This window comes from Kitasatospora sp. NPDC057940, assembly GCF_042887425.1.
In the GTDB taxonomy this organism is placed as follows: domain Bacteria; phylum Actinomycetota; class Actinomycetes; order Streptomycetales; family Streptomycetaceae; genus Kitasatospora.
The window spans coordinates 394148-416396 of the sequence record NZ_JBHVPH010000001.1 but is presented as its reverse complement, the minus strand read 5'-3'; the positions used below and the strand labels follow the sequence as shown (position 1 = coordinate 416396).

Here is a 22249-nt window from a genome sequence, read left to right as displayed (position 1 = left end):
CGTCGCGTCAGCCCGCGGTCGGGCCGTCGACGTAATTGCGGTCGATCGTGAGGGCGGCGCCGCCGTAGGTCTCCTCGACGTTGCCGCGGTACTGGTGGACGCGCTGGTGGTAGCCCCAGAGGTCGGAGCCGAGGGCGCCGGAGTCGGCGGTGTCGGCCCGGTCGTCCCAGCGGGCGTACCAGAGGGCGTCGGGCAGCGGGGAGCTGCCGGCCCGGGCGGCGGCGGCCAGGTCGGCGATGCCGGAGTCGAGGCTGGAGTAGAAGCCGGAGCGGTAGCCGGCGGCGTGCAGGGCCTGGGTCCAGCCGACGGCGAAGTCGACCACGGCCTGGCCGCAGGCGGGGTCGCGCCGCGGGTAGGCCTCGACGTCGAGGTAGACCGGGCCGCCCTTGCCGAATCCGAGCGATCCCATCGCGTGGACGGCTTCGGTGGCCTCGTCCCGGCCCTGCTCGACCGCGTGGGCGGGGTCGATCCGGCGCGGCTTGTTGCCGAGTTCGCTGCACGGCGCCTGGAGCCCGACGTGGGCCGGCAGGAAGCGCCAGCCCAGTGCGCGGGCCTGGCGCACCCACTCGGCGGTGAGCCGGGGCTGGCCGCAGCCGCGCTGGGCGCCGCTGACGTAGATGCCGAGCGCGCCGTACGGGGAGGTCCCGTGCCAGGCCCGCAGGGTGTCGAGGGGCGGCGCGGTGCAGACGTCGAAGGCGGGGCCGGTGAAGTCGTCGTGGATCCTGGGCGGGCCGACCCGGTCGGGCAGGGTGAGGGCCCGGATACGGGGGAGGGCGGCGGCTCCGGCGCTCACGCCCGTCCCGTCGGTGGCCAGCAGGAGCACGAGGGAGGCGGTGAACAGGGCCGCGGGGCGGAGGTAGCGCACCCGCCCTTGCTACTGACGGACCATCGGACGAACGCGGCAACCACGCCGGGCGCCCTGGGAGAGCCCACCCTTTCGGCCGTACCCGTCCACATCCGTCCCGATAGTTGTAACGAGCTTGCCCGTTTATCACTCCTTACGGCAAACTCGCCCATATGCCCAGCTCCCATCCCAGCGAAACCACCGCCCCGATGCCGGCTGCCGCCGTCGCCGAGGCGCTTGCCATGCCGCCCGCCCCCCAGGGCGAGCCCGCCGGCGAGCGGGGCAGCTGGCGACGAGGCGGGGCACCCGGCTCCACGGCACCGCCCGACGCGCCCCCCGGCCGGCCCACCGGCCGACTCCCGAAGGTCCTGCGGCGCCCGGAGAGGATCCCGGCGCCGCTTCTCTGTCTGACCGCGATGTTCCTGGTGCAGACCGGGATCGCCCTGTCCAAGCCGCTGTTCGGCCCGCTCGGGGTCAGCGGCACCACCTTCCTGCGGCTGGGCTTCGCGGCGGTCATCCTGCTCGCCGTCACCCGGCCCCGGCTGCGCGACAAGCGCCCGCGCGACCTCGCCGCGGCGGCCCTGCTGGGCGTGGCCTCGGCCGGGATGACCTTCCTGTTCGCCGGGGCGATCGACCGGCTGCCGATGGGCACCGCCGCGACCATCGAGTTCCTCGGCCCGCTCGCGGTCGCCCTGGTCTTCGCCCGGCGCGCCAGCCACCTGCTCTGGGCGCTGCTCGCCGCCGGCGGCGTCGTCCTGCTGACCCTGCTCGGCGAGGGCGGCGACGGGGGCGGGCTCGACCCGGTCGGACTCCTCTACGCCTTCGGGGCGGCCGCCTGCTACGCCGCGTACATCCTGTTCACCGACAAGGTCGGCGCCGCCTTCCAGGGCTTCCAGGGCCTGGCCGTGTCGATGACGGTCGGCGCGCTCGCCCTGGCGCCGTTCGGCCTCGGCCAGGCCTGGGACGGGCTGACCGCGCCCGGCGCCTCGCCGCTGGGGCTGCTGGCCGCGGTGGCCGGGGTGTCGCTGCTGCTGCCGGTGATCCCGTACGCGCTGGAGATGACCGCGCTGCGGCGGATGCCTCAGCGGGTGTTCAGCGTGCTGGTCAGTCTGGAGCCGGCGGTCAGCGCGCTGGTCGGCCTGGTGGTGCTCGGCCAGCTGCTGGGCGTGCCGCAGCTGGCCGGGATCGGCTGTGTGGTGGCGGCCAGCGTGGGAGCCACGCTGACCGGGCGGCGGTAGGGCGGCGCGGCCGGTCCGAGGGCCTGGCCCTCGGACCGTCGGACCGTTACGGCCACAGCAGGGTGCGCGACCACTCCGGGGTCCGGACCGGGCCGGTGCGCGTGTAGCGCAGCCGGACGTGCCGGCGCTGCGCGTCGCCCTGCCAGTACTCCACCTCGTGCGCCCACAGGGTGTAGACCGCGTGCCCGGCCGCGACGGCGTCCGGGGTGGCCTCCAGTCGGCGGCGGGCGACGGCGACGGCCTCGTCGTACTCGGCGAGCGAGGCCATCGGCTCGCTCTGCCGCCCGACCAGCGCGCCGACCCGGGCGTCCGGGGAGCGGGTGGCGAACTCGGCGGCGGCGACCAGGTCGGCGGCCCGCTCGACGGTGCCGCGGACCCGGACCTGGCGGCCCAGCTGGGGCCAGTAGACGGTCAGCGCGGCGGCCGGGTGGTCGGCCAGCTGGCGGCCCTTGGGACTGTCGGCGGCGGCGGAGAAGACCCAGCCGGTGCCGGACGCGTCGACGTCGCGCAGCACCAGCACCCGGGCGTCCGGCAGGCCGTCCCCGTCGACCGTGGAGAGGGTGACCACCTGCGGGTCCGGCACGCCGGCGGCCAGCGCGGTGGCGAGCCAGTCCACGAACAGCGGGCCGGGCTCGGCGGGCGCGGCCTCGGCGTCGAAGGTCGGCAGCGGGCGGGCCATCGGCGGGCGTCCGAGCAGCAGCTCGGGCACGGACTTCGGCTCGGGCCGGTGCTCGGCCGGCTCCCGGCGGGCGTCCGGCCCGGATCGCGGATCCGGCTCCGGTGCAGGCCAGGCCTCGCCCGGGCCGGTCAGGCCCTCCTCCTCCGCCGCCATCGCGCGCCCTCTCCTCCGGTTGCCGCGGTCGCCGCCCCGGCCGGGCCGTCCTTCCCGGGCCCGGGCACGTGGTGCGCTGTCGGAGCGCAACCGTACCGCCGAACACCGACGGCTCCGGGCGCGGGCCCTCGCTGGACGCGTTCGCGCAGTCCGGGCCTGCCTCGACGGGCGGTCCCGGGCGGTATCGGGCGGTGTCGGCGGCGACGGACGCTACCGGGCGGTGCCGGTGGCGACGGACGCTACCGGGCGGCGGCGACGGGCAGCCGGCGACGGGCGGGCCCGGGCGGTTCGCTCCCGGCTCCGGACGCACTCGTGGGCGGTGCCGATGGCGGCACCGCCCACGAGGCCGGCTTCGCGGTGACCCTTTCCGCTGGCCGGTCATGCGCTGTTCTGATCCGCGCCCGGGCGGCGATTCCGCCCGGAGACTGGTTCGAGCCCCTCCGCGAGTGCTCAGCTCACCCGCGGCCGCCCACCTCCGGCGCCCCCGCCGTCGGTGGTGCCCGATCGGATCAGTGGAAGATCGGGGCGAACACGACGTTGATGTTCTTGTTGGACTGCCCGGCCAGGATGGTGCCCGCGTTGTCCTTCACCGCGAGGGTGTTGTTCTGGTTCGAGGCACCCGTCCCGGTGGCGGTCTGCTGGGTGGAGATGTAGTTGCCGTCGACCCCGCCGAACACGTTGCCCGTGCCGACGTTGGACACCACGCCGGCGTTGGAGCCGGCACCGGCGCCCGCACCGTTGTCGGCCGCCGCAGCGCCGGCGCCGGCCAGCAGCAGGCCGGCCGCGAGCGGGGCGGCGAGCAGGAGTCCGGCCACCCGGCGAGTGTGGATGCGAGCCATGAGAGCCTCCAATAAGCTGTAAATCGTGCAATTGTCGAGCTGGGGGTGCGGGAGTTCGCCGGCCAGACGAACACCTGCGGGCTGCGACGCCGAGAGACAGACTTCCGCAACAAATCGACAAAGCACTAGTCGACGGAGCAGTTTTCGCCCGTTAGCGTGATATCCACCCGGGCTGCGCATAACGGACCGAAAATCGGACAGCGCGCCGACACACCCCTACTGAGCTGGCACTTTGCTTGGACGACGACCTCCCGGAGGGCCCTTCAGACAGGGCGCTCCACCGTCACGCGAGCCACCAGGCGCACCACCCCCGGCGCAGGGAAATCAGGAAACGCGCCCCCGAAAAGTTCGACCACCCTCCCATGTCGACTTTTCCAGCCATTCCCAGACCATCGGAAAGTCGTACTGAAATATGGGGGGAAATAACATCACACCATCTTGCCCGGGTTCATGATTCCCAGCGGATCGAAGACCGCCTTCAGCTGTCGCTGGAGGTCCAGCGCGACCGGCCCCAGCTCGCGCGCCAGCCAGTCCCGCTTGAGCAGCCCCACCCCGTGCTCCCCGGTGATCGTGCCGCCCAGCTCCAGCCCCAGCGCCATGATCTCGTCGAAGGAGCGCTGCGCCCGCGCCGCCTGCTCCGCGTCCGAGCCGTCGAAGATCACGATCGGGTGGGTGTTGCCGTCCCCGGCGTGGCTGACCACCCCGATGGTCAGCGCGTGCCGCTCCGCGATCACCGCCACGCCGTTCAGCATCTCGGCCAGCCGGGAGCGCGGCACCGCCACGTCGTCGATCATCGTGGTGCCCAGCCGGTCCAGCGCGGGCAGCGCCAGTCGCCGGGCCTCCAGCAGCAGCTGCGACTCCGCCTCGTCCTCGGCCGGCACCACCTCGGTCGCCCCGGCCGCCCGGCAGAGCTCCGCCACCCGCGCCAGCCCGGCCTCCCGGTCCGGCCCGTCGAAGGCCACCAGCAGCAGCGCCCGGGTCGTCTCCGGCAGCCCCATCCGCCCCAGGTCGTTGACCGCCCGCACGCTGACCGCGTCCATCAGCTCCATCAGCGACGGGGTCAGGCCGCACGCCATCACCTCGCAGACGGCCGCGCCCGCCGTGTCCGCGCTCGGGAACTCCGCCGCCAGCGCCAGCTGCGGCGCCGGCGCGGGCCGCAGCGCGAGCACCGCCCGGACCACCACGCCCAGCGTGCCCTCCGAGCCGACCAGCAGCCGGGTCAGGTCGTACCCGGCCACGCCCTTGGCCGTCCGGCGCCCGGTGGACAGCAGCCGCCCGTCCGCCAGCACCACGTCCAGGCCGAGCACGTACTCGCTGGTGACGCCGTACTTCACGCAGCAGAGCCCGCCCGCGCCGGTGCCGATGTTGCCGCCGATCGTGCAGGACTCCCAGCTGGACGGGTCCGGCGGGTACGACAGGCCCAACTCCTCGGCTGCTCGCGACAGTTCGGCGTTCACCACGCCGGGCTCGACCACCGCGATCCGGTTCACCGGGTCGAGCTCCAGGATCCGGTTCAACTTCACCATCGACAGCACGATGCAGCCGTCCACGGCGTTCGCCGCCCCCGACAGCCCGGTCCGCGCCCCCTGCGGCACCACCGGCACCCGCAGCGCGGTGGCGGTGCGCAGCACGTGCTGCACCTGCTCGACCGTCTCCGGGAACACCACCACGGCGGGCGCACCGGCGGCGCAGAAGCCGGCCATGTCGTGGCGGTAGGCGGCGGTCACGTCCGGATCCACCACCACCGCCCCGGCCGGAAGGCCCTGCGCCAGTCGGTCCGTCAGGTCACCCATCGCCGCCTCCACTCGCCGCCCGCCGCCTCCACCGCACTCTGCCCGCCCGCCGGGGGCCGGGCAAGTGGGCCCCCGGCGGATCCGCGGGCATGAGCCCCGGCCGGACCGGGCCTACCGGCGGACCACCGGCTCCTGGAACTCCGTGACCCACCGCGCCGGGTCGTCCGGGCACTCCAGGTAGAGCTCCCGGGCGTAGCCGGCCGAGCGGTAGCCGTTCGCGTCGATGAAGCGGGCCAGCTCCTGGAAGCCCCCCATCGCCTCGTCCATCGAGCCGCGGTGCACGACCGTCGCCGCCTCCTCGATCGGCGGCAGGTCGAGCACCGCGAAGTCGTACCGGCCCGGCTCCACCGCCGGCCCGACCGGGACGGCCACCCGGATCAGCACCGTGCCCTCCCCCTCCGGCACGTCCTCGTACCGGGCGACGGACGGGCCCGCCTCGGCGATCCCGGCCTCGGCCAGCCGCCTGCACAGCTCCGCGAACAGCGGGCCGATCACCGGTCCGATGTCCTCCGGCTGGTAACTCGCGGCCACCGCGGTCAGTTCGGCCACCCGGACGGACGGCACCCGCTTCAGTACGACGTCGTGTGCGGACATGGTCCCCTCGCTCTCGATCGTCCGGAGCCTCGCCTCCACCCGGGTCAGCCGCTGCTCGTCCGCAGCGATCGCCTCGGCGAGTTGGGCCCGGCGCAGCCGCAGCATCCCGCGCAGTTCGGCCGCGTCCACCTGCTCGTCCAGGACGGCCCGCACCTGCTGCAGCGTGAAGCCGAGCTCCTTGAGCGCGATCACCCGGTTGAGCCGGGCGAGTTGGGACGCCTCGTAGGACCGGTACCCGCTGACCGGGTCCACCCTGGCGGGCCGCAGCAGCCCGATCGCGTCGTAGTGGCGCAGCATCCGCACCGACACCCGGCCGTGGCTGGCGAAGTCTCCGATGTTCAACATGGTGCCCCCACTCCACCCCCTGCCACCGTGTCAGGGTCAACCCCCGCCCCCGGAAACGCGGAAGGCGGGTGCCGAGTGATCTCGGCACCCGCCCTGAGCAGGTGGTTCTCCAACCAGCGGAGAGCGTGGGATTCGAACCCACGGTACGGGGTCACCGCACGACAGTTTTCAAGACTGTTCCCTTAGGCCGCTCGGGCAGCTCTCCAGGCGGAGGTCAGCCTAACGGGTCCGGCGGGGTTCGGTGCACACCGTTTCGTGCGGGTGGGGGTCAGCTGTCGCCGTCCCGCTGGCCGAGGGTGACCTTGGTGTTGAACTGCTGGCCGTTGCGGGTGTACTCGACGTCGACGGTCTCGCCGGGCTTGTGCGTCCAGATCCGGCTGACCAGGGCGGGGCCGTTCTCGATCGGCACTCCGCCGAGCTTGGTGATGACGTCGCCCGGCTTGAGACCGGCCTTGTCGGCGGCGCCGCCGGGGGTGACGGCCGGCTGGCCCTGGATGTCGCGGGTCTGGATCTGCGCGCCGTCGCCCTTGTAGTCGTCGTTGCGCAGCACGTCGAGCTTGGCGTAGACCGGCTTGCCGGTCTTGATCAGGGTGTCGGCGACCCACTTGGCCTGGTTGATCGGGATGGCGAAGCCGAGGCCGATGCTGCCGGCCCGGCCGTTGGCGGAGGCGTTGGACTGGATCGCCGAGTTGATGCCGATCACCGAGCCGCTGGAGTCGAGCAGCGGGCCGCCGGAGTTGCCGGGGTTGATCGAGGCGTCGGTCTGCAGCGCGTTCATGTAGGAGGACTGGCCTCCGGTCTCGTCGCCGGAGGCGACCGGGCGGTCCTTGGCGCTGACGATGCCGCTGGTGACGGTGGACTCCAGGCCGTACGGCGCACCGATCGCGACGGTGGCGTCACCGACGTTGACCTTGTCGGAGTCGGCCAGCGGAAGCGGGGCCAGCTTGCTCTTCGGCGGGTTGTCGATCTTGACCACGGCGACGTCGTAGCCCTCGGCGTGGCCCAGCACGGACGCGTTGTAGGACGTGCCGTCGGCGAACTTGACGGTCAGTTTGCCGCCGTTGAGGGTCGGCGCGACCACGTGGTTGTTGGTGAGGATGTGGCCCTCGGTGTCGAAGACGAAGCCGGTGCCGGTGCCCGACTCGCCGTTGCCCTGCGCCTTGATGGTGACGACGCTGGGCAGCGCCTTCTGCGCGATGCCGGCGATCGAGCCGGGGGCGGGCTCGTTCTTCTGGGTGTTGCTGGCCTGGACGGTGGTGCTGCGGTGGTCGTCGGCGCTGTTGGTGCTGTCGTTGCGGTCCGCGACGGTCACGCCGAGCGCACCGCCGGCCACGCCGGCGACCAGGGCGACGGCGGCGATCAGGGCGACCAGGCCGCCGCGCTTCTTGCGCGGGCCGCCGGGGCCGCCGGGGTAGTCGGCCGGGTAGCCGAGCGGTCCGGCCGGGCCGCCCGGGTAGCCCGCGCCGCCGCCGGCGTCGTGGGCGGCGCCCCAGCCGCCGAGCGGCTGGCCGGCGCCGAACGGGTGGTGGCCGGGCGCGGGGTGCGCGGCGGGCGCGCCGAGGGCGGCCGGGGTGCCGTACGGGTCGTGCGGGCCGGCGGCGGGGACGCCGTGGGCCGGGGTGGCGTACGGGTTGGCACCCGGCGGCAGGGCCGGGCTCTCGGCGACGGGTGCGACGGGTGCCGTCGGCGCGGCCGGGACCGGCGGTGCCGGCGGCAGGACCGGCGGCGGCGCGTCGATGTAGCCGGTGGCGGCGTCGACCGGGGCGGCCGGCGCGTCGGCGACCGGCACGGCCGGGGCCTGCGCGGGCGCCTCCGGCGCGGGGACCTTGGTGAAGGCCACCGTGGGCTGGTACCCGCCCTCGGCCGGAACACCGTCGGCCGCCACGCCCTCCGTCGGCGCGGCCTCGGCCGGTGCGGCCTCGGCGGCCGGAGCGGCCCCGGGCTCGGGGACCCGGCCGAAGGCCAGTGTCGGCTGGTGCCCGCCCGAGGCGTGGCCGTCGGAAGCGGGAACAGCCGCCGCCTGGCCGCCCGAGGGCTGCTCCCCCTGCGGCCCGGTGGGCCCAACCTCGCGCTCGGTGCTCACGAACGACCTCCATAGCTGACAGAACCAAGGACCATAGTTTTTCGTACTGCCGATTCGTTTGCCGTAAGGACCCCTCTGAATAACTCATAAGAATCCTTAGCCGCCGCCGACAGCCGGGCCGCCGACCAGGCTGTCCTGCGCCGACGACCGGGCCCACGACCGAGCCGACGGGCAACACGACCGAGCCGACGGGCAAGTCGACGGCCGAACCGGCGACCGGCCGGCGACCGGAGGCTCCCCCACCTCCGCCGGGCGTCCCGCGATGCGGGCCGCACACCCCGTGGCCTTGGCGTTCACCCCCGGGCCGGTTAGCCTGTCGCTCACAACTGACACGCGGGAGCTTGGACCGTCCAGGCTGAGAGTGCGCTGGTCGACCGTACGCCACGGGATCGTGGGCGGACCGTCGAGGGGGCGCAGACCGCCGGAACCTGTCCGGGTAATGCCGGCGTAGGGAGTATCGGCCATGTCGCCTGCTTCGCCATCCTCTTCTTCGGGCGCGCCCGCGTCCAAGGGTTTCCCCGAACCGTCCCCGGCCGCTCACGGCGGTGACGGCGGTGACGGCGGTCACGCGGACCCCACCGGCACGGCGACCGCCGTCCTGGACCGCCCCGAGCGTGCCGAGGCGCCGCTCGTGCTGGACACCGAGCCGCCGCGCACGCTGCGCTTCCGGGACCACTTCGCGCTCTGGATGAACCTGGGCGTCAGCCTGATCGGCTTCTCCACCGCCGCGACCGTGCTCGGCGCCAAGGGCAGCGAGCTGTCGCTGGCCGCCGCGGTGACCGCGATCGTGGCCGGCACCGTGGTCGGCACCGCGATGCTCGGCGTGGCCGCGCTGATCGGGGCCCGTACCGGCGCGCCCGCGATGGCGAACCTGCGCGGGCTGTTCGGCACCCGGCTGTCGTACGTCCCGACGGTGCTGAACATCGTCCAGTGCGTCGGCTGGGGCGTGTTCGAGCTGCTGACGATCGCGGCGGGCGCGCAGACCGTCGCCCACACCGACGGCTACCGCTGGCTGTTCGTGCTCCTGGCGGGCGCGCTGACCACCGCGCTGACCATCTGGCCGCTGGGCTCGATCGCGGTGCTGCGCCGCTTCGTGGCCGGTGCGGTCGCCGTCGCGATGGTGTACTTCACCGTCCAGCTGGGCCGCCAGGGGGTGCCCGACCCGGGCGCCGGCAACTGGCACGGCTTCCTGGGCGCCACCGACGCGATGATCGCGGTGTCGATCTCCTTCGTCCCGCTGGCCGCCGACTACACCCGGCACTCGCGCACCGCGCGCTCGGCGTTCTGGGGCAGCTTCTCCGGCTACACGATCGCCCAGGTCTGGTGCTACGTGCTCGGCCTGATGGCCCTGCTGCAGTCCGACGGCGACCCGAACAGGATCTTCGACTCCTTCCTCGGCGTCTGGGCCGGCTGGCTGTTCCTGCTGGTGCTGGTGCTGCGCGAGACGGACCAGTCCTTCGCCAACGTGTACTCGACCGCGATGTCGGTGCAGAACCTGCTGCCGAAGGTGGACCGCCGGGTGCTGACCGGCGGGATCGGCCTGCTGATCACCGTGCTGGCGCTGCAGATCGACAAGTTCACCGACACCTACACCAACTTCCTCGGCCTGATCGGCTCGGTCTTCGTGCCGCTGCTCGCGGTGCTGGCGGTGGACTACTTCTTCGGCGCCGGCCGGTACGGCTGGAACCTCTCCGCCGACGCGCCCTCGCGCCGCCTGATGCTGCTGCCGTGGGTGCTGGGCTTCGCGGTCTACCAGTTCATCGCGCCGACCGCGGTGGCCGGCTGGTGGACGGACTTCTGGACCTCCGCCCAGGACGCCCTGCACTTCACCCCGCAGGAGTGGACGTCCGCCTCGCTGTTCGCCTTCCTGGTGCCCGCGCTGGTCACCTGGGCGCTCACCCCGCTGACCCGCAGGGCGGCGCCGAGCTGACCGACCGGCACCGAAGACGGCCCCGCGGATTGGGGCCGTCTTCGCCTGCGCGTCACTTCCGCCGCCTATCGTGGGGCCCGTGACCAGCACAGACCCGTCCTCGACGGCGGCGCGCAGCACGCCGCCCGTCCAGGTGATCGCCCACCGCGGTTCCTCGCACGCCCTGCCCGAGCACACCCTGGCGGCGTACCGGCGCGCGCTCGACGAGGGCGCGGACGCGGTCGAGTGCGACGTCCGGCTGACCGCCGACGGCGAGCTGGTCTGCGTGCACGACCGCCGGATCGGCCGGGTCTCCAACGGCCAGGGCACCGTCTCGGCGATGACGCTGGCCGAGCTGGAGGCGTACGACTTCGGCGCCTGGAAGACCGGCCGCCCCAGCACCGACCCCGAGCTGCGCGGAGTGCTGCGGCTGGAGCGGCTGCTGGAGCTGGTGGTGGACTGCGGCCGCCCGGTGGACCTGGCGATCGAGACCAAGCACCCGGTGCGCTACCGCGGCCGGGTGGAGGCCGAACTGCTGCGGACGCTCGAACGCTTCAAGATCGGCGCGAGCCGGGAGGGCGAGCGCCCCTCGGCCCGGATCATGAGCTTCTCCTCGGTGGGGCTGGACCGGGTGGCGGCCTCGGCGCCGGAGTACCGGCGGGTGTTCCTGTTCGAACGGACCCTGCCGCTGGTCGGCCGGCTGCGCCCGGGCTCCCCGCTGCCCGGCGGGGCGCGGATCGCCGGACCGGGCATCGACCTGGTGCGGGCCCGCCCGCAGCTGGTGACGCGGCTGCGCGAGCTGGGGCACGAGGTGCACGTGTGGACCGTGGACGAACCGGCCGACGTGGAACTGTGCCTGGAGCTCGGGGTGTCCGCGATCATCACCAACCGGCCCGCCGAGGTCCTGGCGCAGCTCGGCCGGTGATCCGGCGTCGGACGGCGGGCCGCCCGCAAATCCACCCGCAAAGCCCGGACACAACCTGATCGTTCTGGTCGGCAGTCAAACCTTCCGGGCCCGTTATTGCCGGAATTCATGCGCCGGGGCGACGCACGGTGAGCACGGAATGACCTCAGGTCCACCCTCGGTCGCAATCGCTTGAAATGTCCTCGCGGGATCGTCCGGCGGTCGTTTCCGACGCATTACCAAGGGGCATCTCTCCCTCGGCATACGCTGAAGGAGGTCCGGGGGTGGCGTTGATGGTGGCGCGTGAAGTGCCGACTTCATCGACCATGGCAGTGCCGCACGGCCCGGCGAGTGTCGGGGTCGCACGGCGCCGACTGCGTCGAGATCTGGGTGACCGGGAGATACCGGAGCCGGTCATCGATGATGCCGTACTGATCCTTTCCGAACTGCTGAGCAACGCCTGCCGGTACGCCCGTCCGCTCGGCCCGCTGCGGGCCCTGGGGCGCGGCGCCCGGGCCGAGGTGGTGGACCAGCTACTGGTCGGCGTCCCCTCCGGGGCACATTCCGCCACGGGCGGCCGGGAGCGCGACGAGCACGGGAGCGGAACGGACGGCGGCGTGCTGGTCCGCTGGCAGCTGCACGCCGACGGCGTGCTCACCCTGGAGGTCACCGACGGCGGCGCGACCACCCGGCCGCTGCCCGCCGGCCCCTCGCTGACCTCGCGCGGCGGTCGCGGACTGAACATCGTCGACCAGCTGGCCAGCGACTGGGGCGTGCGCGACGCGCCCGGCGAGGTGACGGTCTGGGCGGCGCTGCCCGCCCGGGCCCGGCACGCCCGGCGCACCGGTGGTGACGCCCGCAGCGCCTGAACCGACGCGCGCTCCCCGCCCGTCCGCCCGGCGTGTGCCCGCGCGCCGGGGGAACGTCAGTAGGCTGCCCGGAGCAAAGGACCACCGTTCCCGGGAGAGCCGCACCATGGGCAAGAAGGCCGCCAAGAAGGCGCCGCAGCGTCAGTCCACCACCGCCGTCGCGGGCGAGGTCCCCGTGGTGGGGGCCCGCGAGAACTGCCCCTGCGGTTCGGGCCGCCGGTACAAGGCCTGTCACGGCCGGGAGGCCTCGCACGCGGTGCAGGAGCTGGTGCACCGCCCGTTCGAGGGCCTGGCGGGCGAGGCCGACTGGGTCGCGCTGCGCGAGCTGGTGCCCGCCGCCACGGTGCCGCTGACGCTGGCCGCCGGGGTGGCCGAGGGCGCCACCGGCGAGGTCCCGTCGGTGACCCTGGCCACCGTGCTGCCGCTGGCCTGGCCGGCCCTGCGCCGCCAGGACGGCTCCATCCTGCTCGGCCTGCAGACCCAGTCCTCCTCCGGCGACCTCAGCCGCGACCTCGCGGACGCCCTGGAGCTGGCGCTGGCCACCGAGCCGGGCAACCCGGTGCCGTCCCGCCGGACCGAGGCGGGCGGGCGCCGGCTCCAGGACCTGCTGGACGTCACCGCCGCGTTCACGCCCGCCGTGCACACCGGCTTCGAGTTCTGGCTGGAGGACGCCGAGACCGCGACCGGCGAGGTCGCCGCCTCCCTGGAGCGCGCCAACGCCTCGGCCATCCCGACCGAGAAGCTGGCGAGCGCCGACGCCGCCTACTGGTGCGGCACCCCCGACAAGAACCACCTGCGCTGGGTGATGACCGTGCCCGAGGAGCGGCTGCTGGACGCGCTGGCCCGGCTCAGCGCCGCCGACCGGTCCTCGCTCGGCCCGGACACCCGCCTGGTCGGCTCGTTCCGCGCGCACGGCCTGACCGTCCCGGTCTGGGACCTCCCGCTCGCCATGACCGCCGCCGACTGCGAGAAGCCGGCCGCCGAGTTCGCCGAGCGGCTGGCCTCGGTGCTCGCCGACGAGACCCCGTTGACCGCCGAGGAGCGGCGTGCCCGCGCGAACCTGGTGAACCGTCAGGTCACCTTGAACTAAAGCGCCCGGGATCCGGGTGATACGCGTCACATTGTCGCCATGGAGCCGCAATTTCCGGGCGGGCAGGGCGTCTTGGAAATTGGCGCGGGCGCGGATCCTTGTTACTGTCTAAAGAGTCCGGCCGCTGGTGCATCCCCCGTCGCCAGCGGCCGGATCTTTTGTTTTCCGCAGGGCCCCGACGAGCGGCCCGGGAACGGACCGGCGGATCAGTACGCCGAGCGACCGCTGTCCAGTCGGACCGTCGCCTCCACCAACTCGCCCAGCAGCGGCCCGACCTGCGGCAGCCACACCCCGCCGTCGGCGTCCGGGCGCGGGGCCAGCACCCAGCGCACCCGGCCGGCCGCTCCGCCGGGCGGCAGCGGCAGGAAGCCGTCCACCCCGTGATAGCGCAACGAGCCCGGCACCCAAGGGAGTTGGGAGAGCATCTCGCCGAGCGCGTCCAGCGAGTACGGGGCCACCAGCAGCGCGTACCGGCCCGGCATCGCCAGCACCGGACCGAGCGGCAGCCGCAGCGCGCCCAGGTAGACCAGCGCCCGGGCGCCGGCCGCCGCCGGCAGGCTGACCGCCGAGACCACCGAACCGGTGGCGGCCAGCACCGGAGCGTCCGGGCTCTGCCGCTCCCACCACCAGCGCACCATCCGGGCGTCCGTGGTGGCGGCCAGCAGCGACGGGTCGTGCGGGTGCGCGCCCGGCACGGCGCAGTCCTGGTCGCCGCAGGAGCACTGACCGCCGCGCAGGACCGCCCCGGGCACCACGGGCCAGCGGTGGTCGACGGCGGCCGTCAGGGCCGCGGCGAGCCGGGCAGGGCGCTGACGTGCGACGTCGTCCTGGACGGGGTGGTGGGGAGTGGCGGGCGGACACGGATCTTTCGGGTTCTCACGCATGGCGCTCGTTCCTTTCCCTGACCGCTCGGTTCGCTCCGGCCCGTCGGCACCGCCGGGACTCGTCACGCGGACCCGCGGTGGCACGGCCCCGGCGGCGCGAAGGGGGGCGGGCGGCATGGCGGGCGGCGCGGCGACGACGTGGATCACGGTGTGGAGCACGACATGAGAAGGGCCGCGCACTGGAACAGCCCCTGGAACGAGAATCCCGTATGCGACCGGATGGACGCCGCCCGGGCGCGCTTGGTTCCACCGTACGAGTGAGAGACTTCCGGCCAGCCCGGGTCCCGGGCGGCGCGGGCATACGATCCGGACGGCCGCCGGGTCCGTCCCCTCCGTTCTGCCCGCTCCCGGTCCCCTCCATTCCTCCCGACCGGACCAGCGCGTGCCCAGGCCGTACGCGCCCCCCGACCGGGTCTCGCGGATGTGGAACAGGCCACCGCGTCGTCCTGGATCTGGACATGCCCCAAATGGCCTGTGTAGAAGTGGTGGCATTGCTGTCGATCAATGACGAGTAGTAGCGAATCGAGGCGAAACGCGCCCTTTGGCCGTCATCGCTCCACACCGGCCGTACCTGGGGGTTCCGCATGGCACGTAGCACGTCAGGAGTGGCGGCATGACCGAGTCCCACCCGTCGTCGTCGACACCCTCCGAGCCGGGCGAACCCGGCAGCGCCGGCGGGCTGACCGTCCTCGACCCACCGGGCTTCCCCGGCCCCGCCGACGCGCAGGACGGCACGGCGGACGTCCGCACGGCCCCGGCCGCCGGGGTGCAGGACCGTTTGGCCGGACGACTGTCCGATTTCGCCAGCCTGCACCGGCACACCGAACAGCTCGCCCGAGCCCGCGGCCTCGACGCCACCCTGGACACCGTCCTCGCCTCCGGCGCCGCCCTGCTCGGGGCCCGCCGCGGCGTCCTGGTCACCCGGATGCCCGGCGGCCGGCCCGGCCAGCCCGTCGGCCTCGGCCTCGACCGCGCCAGCCTCGGCGCGCTGGAGACCGTCCCGCCCGAGCAGAGCCTGCTCGCCAGGCTGCTGCGCGAACAGGACCGGCCCGAACGGCTGCACTCCCCCGACCTCGCCGAGGACCCGGCCACCGGCGCCCGGCTGCGCGAACTCGCCACCCAGCTCGGCCTCGGCGGCTGCTACGGCCTGCCGCTCGCCACCGAGGAGGACGGCCCGCTCGCCGCCGCCCTCTGGTTCTACGACGAGCCCGCCGAACCCACCGAGCGCCAGCGCGCGCTCGCCCACCGCTACGCCGGGATCGCCGCCCCGCTGCTCGCCAAACAGCTGGAGGCGGACAAGGTCCGGCGCACCACCGAGGCGCTGCGCCGCGGCCTGCTGCCCGACCGGCTCCCCCAGCCCGCCGGCCTGCGGCTGGCCGCCCGGATCCTCCCGGCCGGCCTGGACCGCTCCTGCGGCAGCGACTGGTACGACGCCATCCCGCTGCCGGACGGCACCGTCGGCCTCACCGTCGGCTCCGTCTCCGGCGACGGCCCCGGCGCGGGCCCCGGCTCCGCCCCCGGCGCGGCCGCCGCGATGGGCAGGATCCGGGCCGCGCTGCGCGCCTACGCCGTCCTGGAGGGCGAGGACCCGGTGTCCGTCCTCGGCGACCTGGAACTGCTGCTCAAGACCACCGAACCGGCCCGCACCGCCACCGCCGTCTACGCCTGGGTGGAACCCGAGGAGCGCCGGATCACCCTGGCCGGCGCCGGCCACTGCCCGCCCGTCCTGGTCGGCCGGCACGGCGCCGAGTTCGTGGAGACCTCGCTCTCCGCCCCGCTCGGCATGCTGACCTGCTGGGAGGCCCCCGGCGTCGAGCTCACCGCCGACCGCGGCGACACCCTGCTGCTCTACACCGAGGGGCTGGCCCGCCGCTGCGGCCCGACCCTGCACGCCGGCCAGGCCAACCTGCGCCGGGCCGCCGCCGACGCCCCGCGCGACGTGCGGATCGACCCGGACCGGCTCTGCGCCCACCTGCTGGCCGTCTGCCCCGACCCCGGGCCCGGACCGGCCACCGACGACCTGCTGCTGCTCGCGGCCCGCTTCGAATAGCCGCCCCGAACAGTCGTCCCGACCCCGAACGGGCGAGCGGCCGGGCGTCCGTACCATGGACGCACGGCCGCCCGCGCCTGTCGCGATCCGACACTCCCCCGAGGGGCGGCGGTACCACCCCAAGGAGGCGTTACACGTGACCGAGGACCGCACGCCCGCAGTGGCCGAGAACCCCGAAGCCGACGGCGGCGACGAGCCGCAGCAGTTCAAGGGCCGCAAGAACGGCCTGTACGGCGAGGTCTCCGACGAGCTGGCCGCCTCGATGAAGACCGGCTGGGCCGACACCGACCTGCACGGCCTCGTCCCGGTCGCCCAGGCCCCGTACGCGGCCGAGCGCCGCGCCCGGCTCTCCGCCGCCTACCCCGGCGAGCGGCTGGTCGTCCCGGCCGGCAACCTGCGGGTGCGTTCCAACGACACCGACTACAGCTTCCGCGCCGCCAGCGAGTACGTGCACCTCACCGGTGACCAGACCGAGGACGCCGTGCTCGTCGCCGAGCCCACCGGCGACGCCGGCCACGAGTTCGCCCTCTACCTGCTGCCCCGCTCCGACCGCGAGAACGGCGAGTTCTGGCTGGACGGCTACGGGGAGCTGTGGGTCGGCCGCCGCAACAGCCTGGGCGAGCAGGAGCAGCTGCTCGGCCTGCCGGCGCGCGACGTGCGCAAGGCCGCCGAGGAACTGGCCGGGCGCGCCAAGGACTCCTCGGTGCCCACCCGGATCGTCCGCGGCTACGACGCCGGCCTGGAGGACACCCTGGCCGACGTGCTGGACGCCGACCGGGACGCCGAGTTCAAGGAGTTCCTGAGCGGCCTGCGCCTGGTCAAGGACGAGTGGGAGGTCGGCGAGCTGCGCGCCGCCTGCGACGCCACCGTCAAGGGCTTCACCGACGTGGTCCGCGAGCTCGGCCAGGCCGTCGCCACCTCCGAGCGCTGGATCGAGGGCACCTTCTGGCGCCGCGCCCGGGTCGAGGGCAACGACGTCGGCTACGGCACCATCGCCGCCGCCGGCCCGCACGCCACCACCCTGCACTGGGTCCGCAACGACGGCGACGTCCGCCCCGGCGAGCTGCTGCTGCTGGACGCCGGCGTCGAGACCCACACCCTCTACACCGCCGACGTCACCCGCACCCTGCCGATCGACGGCCGCTTCAACGAGCTCCAGCGCAAGATCTACGACGCCGTGTACGACGCCCAGGAGGCGGGCATCGCCGCGGTGAAGCCCGGCGCCCGCTTCCGCGACTTCCACGACGCCTCGCAGCGCGTGCTCGCCGAGCGCCTGCTCGCCTGGGGCCTGCTGGACGCCTCGGCCCACGACGTCGAGAAGGTCCTGGAGCTGGGCCTCCAGCGCCGCTGGACCCTGCACGGCACCGGCCACATGCTCGGCCTCGACGTCCACGACTGCGCCCACTCGCGCCGCGAGGAGCACGCCGACGCGCTGCTGGTGCCCGGCATGGTCCTCACCGTCGAGCCCGGCCTGTACTTCCAGCAGGACGACCTGACCGTGCCGCAGGAGTACCGCGGCATCGGCGTCCGGATCGAGGACGACATCCTGGTCACCGCCGACGGCAACGAGAACCTCTCGGCCGGCCTGCCGCGCCGCGCCGACGAGGTCGAGGCCTGGATGGCCTCGCTGGCCTGAGCCACGCACCGAGGGCCCGGCCTCCCCGTGGTGGGGAGGCCGGGCCCTCGTGTCACTTGGTGACCTTGACGGAGATCTTCTTCTCGCCGAGCACGGTCAGCTTGCTTCCGTTGTACGGAAGCGTCACCTGCGCCGAGACCGGCATGTCCCCCGGGCCGTTCCCGGCGCCCAGGGTCAGCCGGTAGGTGACCTTCCGGCTCTGCCCCGGGGCCAGGGAGAAGAGCGACGCCTGGTCCGCGATCGCGTAGCCCATGTCGCTGCCCGGCCCCATCGGCCCCGGCTTCCAGGTGTCGCCGTCCTGACGCTCCAGCTTGCCGTCGTTGGGCGTCTGCACGACCTGCACCGGCGGCGACCCCGGGTAGGGCTCCGTGACGACCAGCGGCTGCAACTTTCCGTAGGTGTTCTGGCTGGTGTTCCGGAAGGTCACCGAGAAGGTGACGACCGAACTCCCCGCCGTCAGCTGCTGACCGGCCGCCAGGCCGTCGAAGGAGACCGCGATGTCGTTCCGGTTGGCCTCCGTGGGCGGCGCCTGGCGGCCGCTCAGGTCGAGGGTGTTGACGATCGTCATCAGTCCGGGCTGGTAGTCGGCCTTGAGGCCGATCGCCGAGACGGACACGAAGTCCTTCGGCAGGGCCCACATCTGGGCCGTGAAGGCGTCGCCGCCGCAGTTGATCTGCCACTGCGACTTGCGTGCGGCGCGGCCTGCCACGGTGGGTGTGCTCTTGGTCGGCCCGGCACTGTCGATCCCTCCGCTCCTGTCGAGCGTGGGGGAGTAGGACCACGCCGGGCACCAGGGCTGCGTGGTCCAACCGCTGTCGGAATCCAGGTCGGACAGTCTCGGCCAGGTGTACGACTCCTGGTCCAGGACCGTCAGAAGCACGCCGTGCGGCAGGCAGTCACCGGCCGACGCGTCCTGCGGAGCACTCGGGCTCAGGATGCAGAGGCTGTTGGCGGCAGGATCCGGATTGACGGCCCGCCAGCCCGGCGGGATCTTGAACCTGGCGCCCCGGAAGGGGTACGTCGTCCCGGCCGGCGCGGTGGTGGCGGGGGTGGTGGGCGGCGCCGTCGTCCGGGTGCCGGCCGACGTCGGGTCGGAGAGGGGGGCACCGGTCCCCGGGTCGGCGGCGGGGCTGCCGGTGTCCGGCGAGGTGGCCGTGGGGGTCGGGGCGGCGGTCGGCTCGGGGGTCGGGCTCGGCGAGGTCGTCATGGTGGCGGCCGGCGGGGGGACGTCCTTCTTGGCCAGCGGATCGCCGTGGAAGGTGAGCAGGCCGATCGCCAGCGAGGCGGCCAGCGCGAAGACCGGCACGGCCGTCAGGTAGACCGGGCGCAGTCGCCGCACCCGGCCGCGCGGCGGTTGCGCCGGGCGCAGGTCGCGCGCGGTGATCAGCGAGGCGCGGGCGCTCATCGCCTCGCGCAGCAGCCGTTCGGTCGCCGTCTCGGCCGGCCCGTCACCGTCTCGGCCTCCGCTCTCGCGGCCGGGGAGCTTGTCGGTCATCGAACCTTCTCCAGATGCTTTTCCAAGGCGTCCAGGGCCCGGCTGGCGGTGGACTTCACGGCGCCCCGGGACAGCCCCAGGGTCTCGGCGATCTGCGCCTCCGACTGGTCGGACCAGTAGCGCAGCACCAGCACCTCGCGCTGGCGGGAGGTCAGCTCCTGCATGGCCGCGAGCACCCGTCGGTGCTCGTCGTTGAGCACCGCGTGGTCCTCCGCGGAGGCGGCGTCCGGCTCGTGCGGCGGGACGTACTCGCGGGCGGTCTTCCGGCGGCGCAGCATCGACCGGGCGCCGTTGACCACCGCGGTGCGCAGGTAGCCGAGCGCGTTGTCCAGGTCGTCCAGGTGCTCGCCGTACCGCTGGTAGAGCTGGGTGAAGGCCTCCTGGACGACGTCCTCGGCCAGGTCCTGGTGGTCGACCAGGAGGACGGCCATCCGCACCAGGCCCAGCCGGTGGGCGTGGTACAGGTCGGTCAGGGTGGGCCGGTCCTCCGTGGGCTTGCGCCCGCCGCGCAGCAGCCGGAAGCCGGAGCGGCGCTGCGCCGCCTGCTCGTCGCCCGGGCCGGCGGGCACCTCGCCGGACTCCTGCGCGCCGAACAGCACGGCGACCACTCCGCGAACGGAGAAACCGCGCCCCCTCGTCGGCCCGGCGATCGGCCCGATGGCCATGGACATGCGCGTTTCCGCTTTCCCCCGGGACGGTGGCGGCTCTCGCCGGACCGTCAGGACTCCTGATCAAGATCGTGATCGGGGAGATCCTGACAGCCGCGCTCGGCCCGCCTCTCTCCGCCCCCGTACCAATGGACGTGTGACCGGGGTGGAGGTTGCAGGTGGATCCGAGGAAGATTTCCGACCGGCCGGAACGGCTACACTCACCGCCATCCCGCCACCCGTCAGCAGGGGGTCCGCATGACCGAGCAGCACGTCGAGGGCCCGGTCGGCACCGGGCCGGGCCCGGTGCCCGTCGCCATCGGCCCCCGCCCGGAACCGGTGCACCACGTCGCGGTGTACGCCTTCGCGGGCATGGCGCCGTTCGAGCTCGGCGTGGTGGTGGAGGTGTTCGGACTGGCCCGGCCCGAACTGGGCGGCCTGCTGGCAGCGCCCTGGTACGGGCTGAAGGTGTGCGCGGACCGGCCCGGGACGGCGCTGGACGCGGTGGGCGGGTTCGCGCTGACCGCCCGGCACGGGCTGGACGACCTGGCCGCGGCCGACACGGTGGTGGTCCCCGGGGTGCCGAACGCGTTCGGCGGCACGGTCTCCCCCGGGCTGGTCGCCGCGCTGCGGACGGCGCACGAGCGCGGCGCCCGGATCGTCTCGATCTGCTCGGGCGCCTTCGCGCTGGCCGCCGCCGGACTGCTCGACGGGCGGGAGGCGACCACCCACTGGCGGTACGCCGACCTGCTCCAGCAGCGCCACCCGGACGTGCTGGTCAACCCGGACGTGCTGTACGTCGACAACGGGAACGTGCTCACCAGCGCGGGCAGCGCCGCCGGGATCGACCTCTGCCTGCACCTGGTCCGCCGCGACCACGGCGCCAAGGTGGCCAACAGCGTGGCCCGCCGCTTCGTGGTGGCGCCGCACCGGGACGGCGGGCAGGCCCAGTTCATCGAGGCCGCCGTCCGCCCGGTCGAGGACGAGGACGACGGGGTCGCCCGCAGCATGCAGTGGGCGATGGGCCACCTCGCGTCCCCGCTGACCATCTCGCTGCTGGCCCGCGCCGCCCGGATGTCGGACCGCTCGTACCTGCGGCACTTCACGGCCCGCAACGGCACCAGCCCGATGCGCTGGGTCGTCACCCAGCGCATCGCGGCCAGCCTGCCGTTGCTGGAGTCACCGGAGGGGACGGTCGAGGAGATCGCGGCGGCGGTCGGCTTCGAGAGCGCCGCGACCTTCCGCCACCACTTCGGCCGGGTGATGCGCACCTCCCCGACCGCCTACCGGCGCTCCTTCGGGCGCGGGGTCGCGTAGCCCCCTCGGCCACGCGGCCCGGTCTCCGGCTTCCGGTTTCCGGTCTCCGGCTTCCGGTCTCCGCCTGTGGCTACGCCTGCTCGTGCCGGTCCGCGTTGGCGAGGATGGCGTCGTGCAGCCACTGCGCCAGGCCCGGGGCGAGGTCCTCGTAGGTGGTGGTCCACCGCGGGTCCGAGACGTACAGCCCGGCCAGGCCGCGGTGGATGGTGAACGTGCAGTCGTAGAAGTTCTGGCAGATGTGCTGCCGGTGCGCCTCGGCGAGGTCCGTGGCGACGGTGCCGTCGGCGGGTTCACCGGCGGTGAGCGCCTCGACCAGGCGGGTGTTGAGGGCGGCCATCTCCGCCTGGATCCGCTGCCAGTCGGCCTTGTCGTAGCCGCCGGTGCGGCGCTGCGACTCGGCCCAGGCCGCGGTGTCGCCCCAGCGCTGTTCGGCCTCCTGCTCCCACTCCTCCCGGTAGCCCTCGCCGAAGATCTCGAACTTCTCCTCCGGGCTCAGCTGAATGCCCATTCTTCGTGCCTCCATGGCGTGTTCGACGGCCGTGGCGAGGTCCTGGAGGTGCCTGATCCGGTCGGTCAGCAGCCGGTGCTGCCGACGGAGGTGCTCGCTCGGACTGACCGAGTCGTCGTCCAGGATCGCCGCGATCTCTTCCAGGGGGAACCCGAGTTCGCGGTAGAAGAGGATCTGCTGCAACCGGTCGAGATCGGCGTCCTGGTAGCGGCGGTAGCCGGTCCGGGTGCGGTCCGCGGGGGACAACAGGCCGATCTCGTCGTAGTGGTGCAGGGTGCGGACGGTCACCTTGGCGATCTTGGCCACGGCTCCGACCGAGTAGCCCTCGCTGCTCATCCGGGTTCTCCCTTCGTGCTGACCACCAGCCTCCGC

18 protein-coding genes, 1 tRNA gene and 1 riboswitch are annotated in these 22249 nt (G+C 73.9%); of the genes, 8 read left to right on the top strand and 11 right to left on the bottom strand.

Annotated elements, in window-relative coordinates; translation table 11 throughout:
* Positions 1–7: 7 nt before the first annotated feature.
* Positions 8–865 carry a glycoside hydrolase domain-containing protein gene (locus tag ACFVTF_RS01895; RefSeq protein ID WP_387807795.1) on the bottom strand — a complete coding sequence of 286 codons (858 nt, stop codon included), beginning with the start codon at positions 863–865 and terminating at the stop codon, positions 8–10.
* Positions 866–1017: 152 nt separating this feature from the next.
* Between ACFVTF_RS01895 and ACFVTF_RS01890 the strand changes: the two genes are divergently transcribed.
* Positions 1018–2082 (top strand): DMT family transporter, encoded by a 1065-nt coding sequence (locus ACFVTF_RS01890; RefSeq protein ID WP_371517968.1) that lies wholly within the window; start codon positions 1018–1020, stop codon positions 2080–2082.
* 46 nt (positions 2083–2128) lie between these two features.
* Here the strand turns inward: ACFVTF_RS01890 and ACFVTF_RS01885 are convergent, their stop codons facing one another.
* The 6 genes from ACFVTF_RS01885 to ACFVTF_RS01860 all read right to left on the bottom strand — a co-directional run bounded on the left by ACFVTF_RS01885 (position 2129) and on the right by ACFVTF_RS01860 (position 8568).
* Complete coding sequence (locus ACFVTF_RS01885; RefSeq protein WP_371517967.1) at positions 2129–2914, bottom strand: pyridoxal 5'-phosphate synthase; 786 nt, start codon at positions 2912–2914, stop codon at positions 2129–2131.
* A gap of 509 nt (positions 2915–3423) precedes the next feature.
* The gene (locus ACFVTF_RS01880) at positions 3424–3753 is read right to left on the bottom strand and encodes a hypothetical protein (protein WP_363579777.1); all 330 of its coding nucleotides are present in this window, start codon (positions 3751–3753) and stop codon (positions 3424–3426) included.
* A 428-nt stretch (positions 3754–4181) separates the two neighbouring features.
* Positions 4182–5546, bottom strand: coding sequence for an FAD-binding oxidoreductase (locus ACFVTF_RS01875; RefSeq protein WP_387807791.1), 1365 nt, complete (start codon positions 5544–5546; stop codon positions 4182–4184).
* 111 nt (positions 5547–5657) lie between these two features.
* The gene (locus ACFVTF_RS01870; RefSeq protein WP_387807788.1) at positions 5658–6485 is read right to left on the bottom strand and encodes a MerR family transcriptional regulator; all 828 of its coding nucleotides are present in this window, start codon (positions 6483–6485) and stop codon (positions 5658–5660) included.
* A gap of 117 nt (positions 6486–6602) precedes the next feature.
* Positions 6603–6690: transfer RNA gene (locus ACFVTF_RS01865), tRNA-Ser, on the bottom strand.
* Between the two features lie 63 nt (positions 6691–6753).
* A complete protein-coding gene (locus ACFVTF_RS01860; RefSeq protein ID WP_387807786.1) occupies positions 6754–8568 on the bottom strand; it encodes a S1C family serine protease in 1815 nt (604 codons plus the stop codon).
* A gap of 323 nt (positions 8569–8891) precedes the next feature.
* Positions 8892–9039: riboswitch (TPP riboswitch) on the top strand.
* On the opposite strand from ACFVTF_RS01860, the gene ACFVTF_RS01855 reads away from it, so the two are divergent.
* The 4 genes from ACFVTF_RS01855 (at position 9032) to ACFVTF_RS01840 (ending at position 13340) form a co-directional block, all read left to right on the top strand.
* A complete protein-coding gene (locus ACFVTF_RS01855) occupies positions 9032–10498 on the top strand; it encodes a purine-cytosine permease family protein (protein ID WP_387807783.1) in 1467 nt (488 codons plus the stop codon). (Overlaps the previous riboswitch by 8 nt.)
* A 79-nt stretch (positions 10499–10577) precedes the next feature.
* Positions 10578–11402 (top strand): glycerophosphodiester phosphodiesterase, encoded by an 825-nt coding sequence (locus ACFVTF_RS01850; protein WP_387807780.1) that lies wholly within the window; start codon positions 10578–10580, stop codon positions 11400–11402.
* 305 nt (positions 11403–11707) lie between these two features.
* Positions 11708–12250 (top strand): ATP-binding protein, encoded by a 543-nt coding sequence (locus tag ACFVTF_RS01845; protein WP_387807777.1) that lies wholly within the window; start codon positions 11708–11710, stop codon positions 12248–12250.
* 106 nt (positions 12251–12356) lie between these two features.
* Complete coding sequence (locus ACFVTF_RS01840) at positions 12357–13340, top strand: DUF5926 family protein (RefSeq protein ID WP_387807774.1); 984 nt, start codon at positions 12357–12359, stop codon at positions 13338–13340.
* A gap of 206 nt (positions 13341–13546) precedes the next feature.
* Here the strand turns inward: ACFVTF_RS01840 and ACFVTF_RS01835 are convergent, their stop codons facing one another.
* Entirely contained in the window at positions 13547–14224 is a 678-nt protein-coding gene (locus ACFVTF_RS01835; RefSeq protein WP_387807772.1) for a bifunctional DNA primase/polymerase, read from the bottom strand.
* A gap of 613 nt (positions 14225–14837) precedes the next feature.
* On the opposite strand from ACFVTF_RS01835, the gene ACFVTF_RS01830 reads away from it, so the two are divergent.
* The gene (locus ACFVTF_RS01830; RefSeq protein ID WP_387807769.1) at positions 14838–16274 is read left to right on the top strand and encodes a PP2C family protein-serine/threonine phosphatase; all 1437 of its coding nucleotides are present in this window, start codon (positions 14838–14840) and stop codon (positions 16272–16274) included.
* A 136-nt stretch (positions 16275–16410) separates the two neighbouring features.
* Entirely contained in the window at positions 16411–17910 is a 1500-nt protein-coding gene (locus ACFVTF_RS01825; protein ID WP_387807766.1) for an aminopeptidase P family protein, read from the top strand.
* 52 nt (positions 17911–17962) lie between these two features.
* On the opposite strand, the gene ACFVTF_RS01820 is transcribed toward ACFVTF_RS01825, so the two are convergent.
* Both ACFVTF_RS01820 and ACFVTF_RS01815 read right to left on the bottom strand, forming a co-directional pair.
* Entirely contained in the window at positions 17963–19405 is a 1443-nt protein-coding gene (locus ACFVTF_RS01820; RefSeq protein ID WP_387807763.1) for a hypothetical protein, read from the bottom strand.
* Positions 19402–20076 carry an RNA polymerase sigma factor gene (locus tag ACFVTF_RS01815; protein ID WP_387807760.1) on the bottom strand — a complete coding sequence of 225 codons (675 nt, stop codon included), beginning with the start codon at positions 20074–20076 and terminating at the stop codon, positions 19402–19404. The genes ACFVTF_RS01820 and ACFVTF_RS01815 overlap by 4 nt, the downstream gene beginning before the upstream one ends.
* 234 nt (positions 20077–20310) lie before the next feature.
* Here ACFVTF_RS01815 and ACFVTF_RS01810 point away from each other — a divergent pair, with 234 nt between their 5' ends.
* Entirely contained in the window at positions 20311–21369 is a 1059-nt protein-coding gene (locus tag ACFVTF_RS01810; protein WP_387807757.1) for a helix-turn-helix domain-containing protein, read from the top strand.
* Positions 21370–21439: 70 nt separating this feature from the next.
* Here the strand turns inward: ACFVTF_RS01810 and ACFVTF_RS01805 are convergent, their stop codons facing one another.
* Positions 21440–22213 carry a MerR family transcriptional regulator gene (locus tag ACFVTF_RS01805; RefSeq protein ID WP_387807754.1) on the bottom strand — a complete coding sequence of 258 codons (774 nt, stop codon included), beginning with the start codon at positions 22211–22213 and terminating at the stop codon, positions 21440–21442.
* Between the last annotated feature and the right edge of the window lie 36 nt (positions 22214–22249).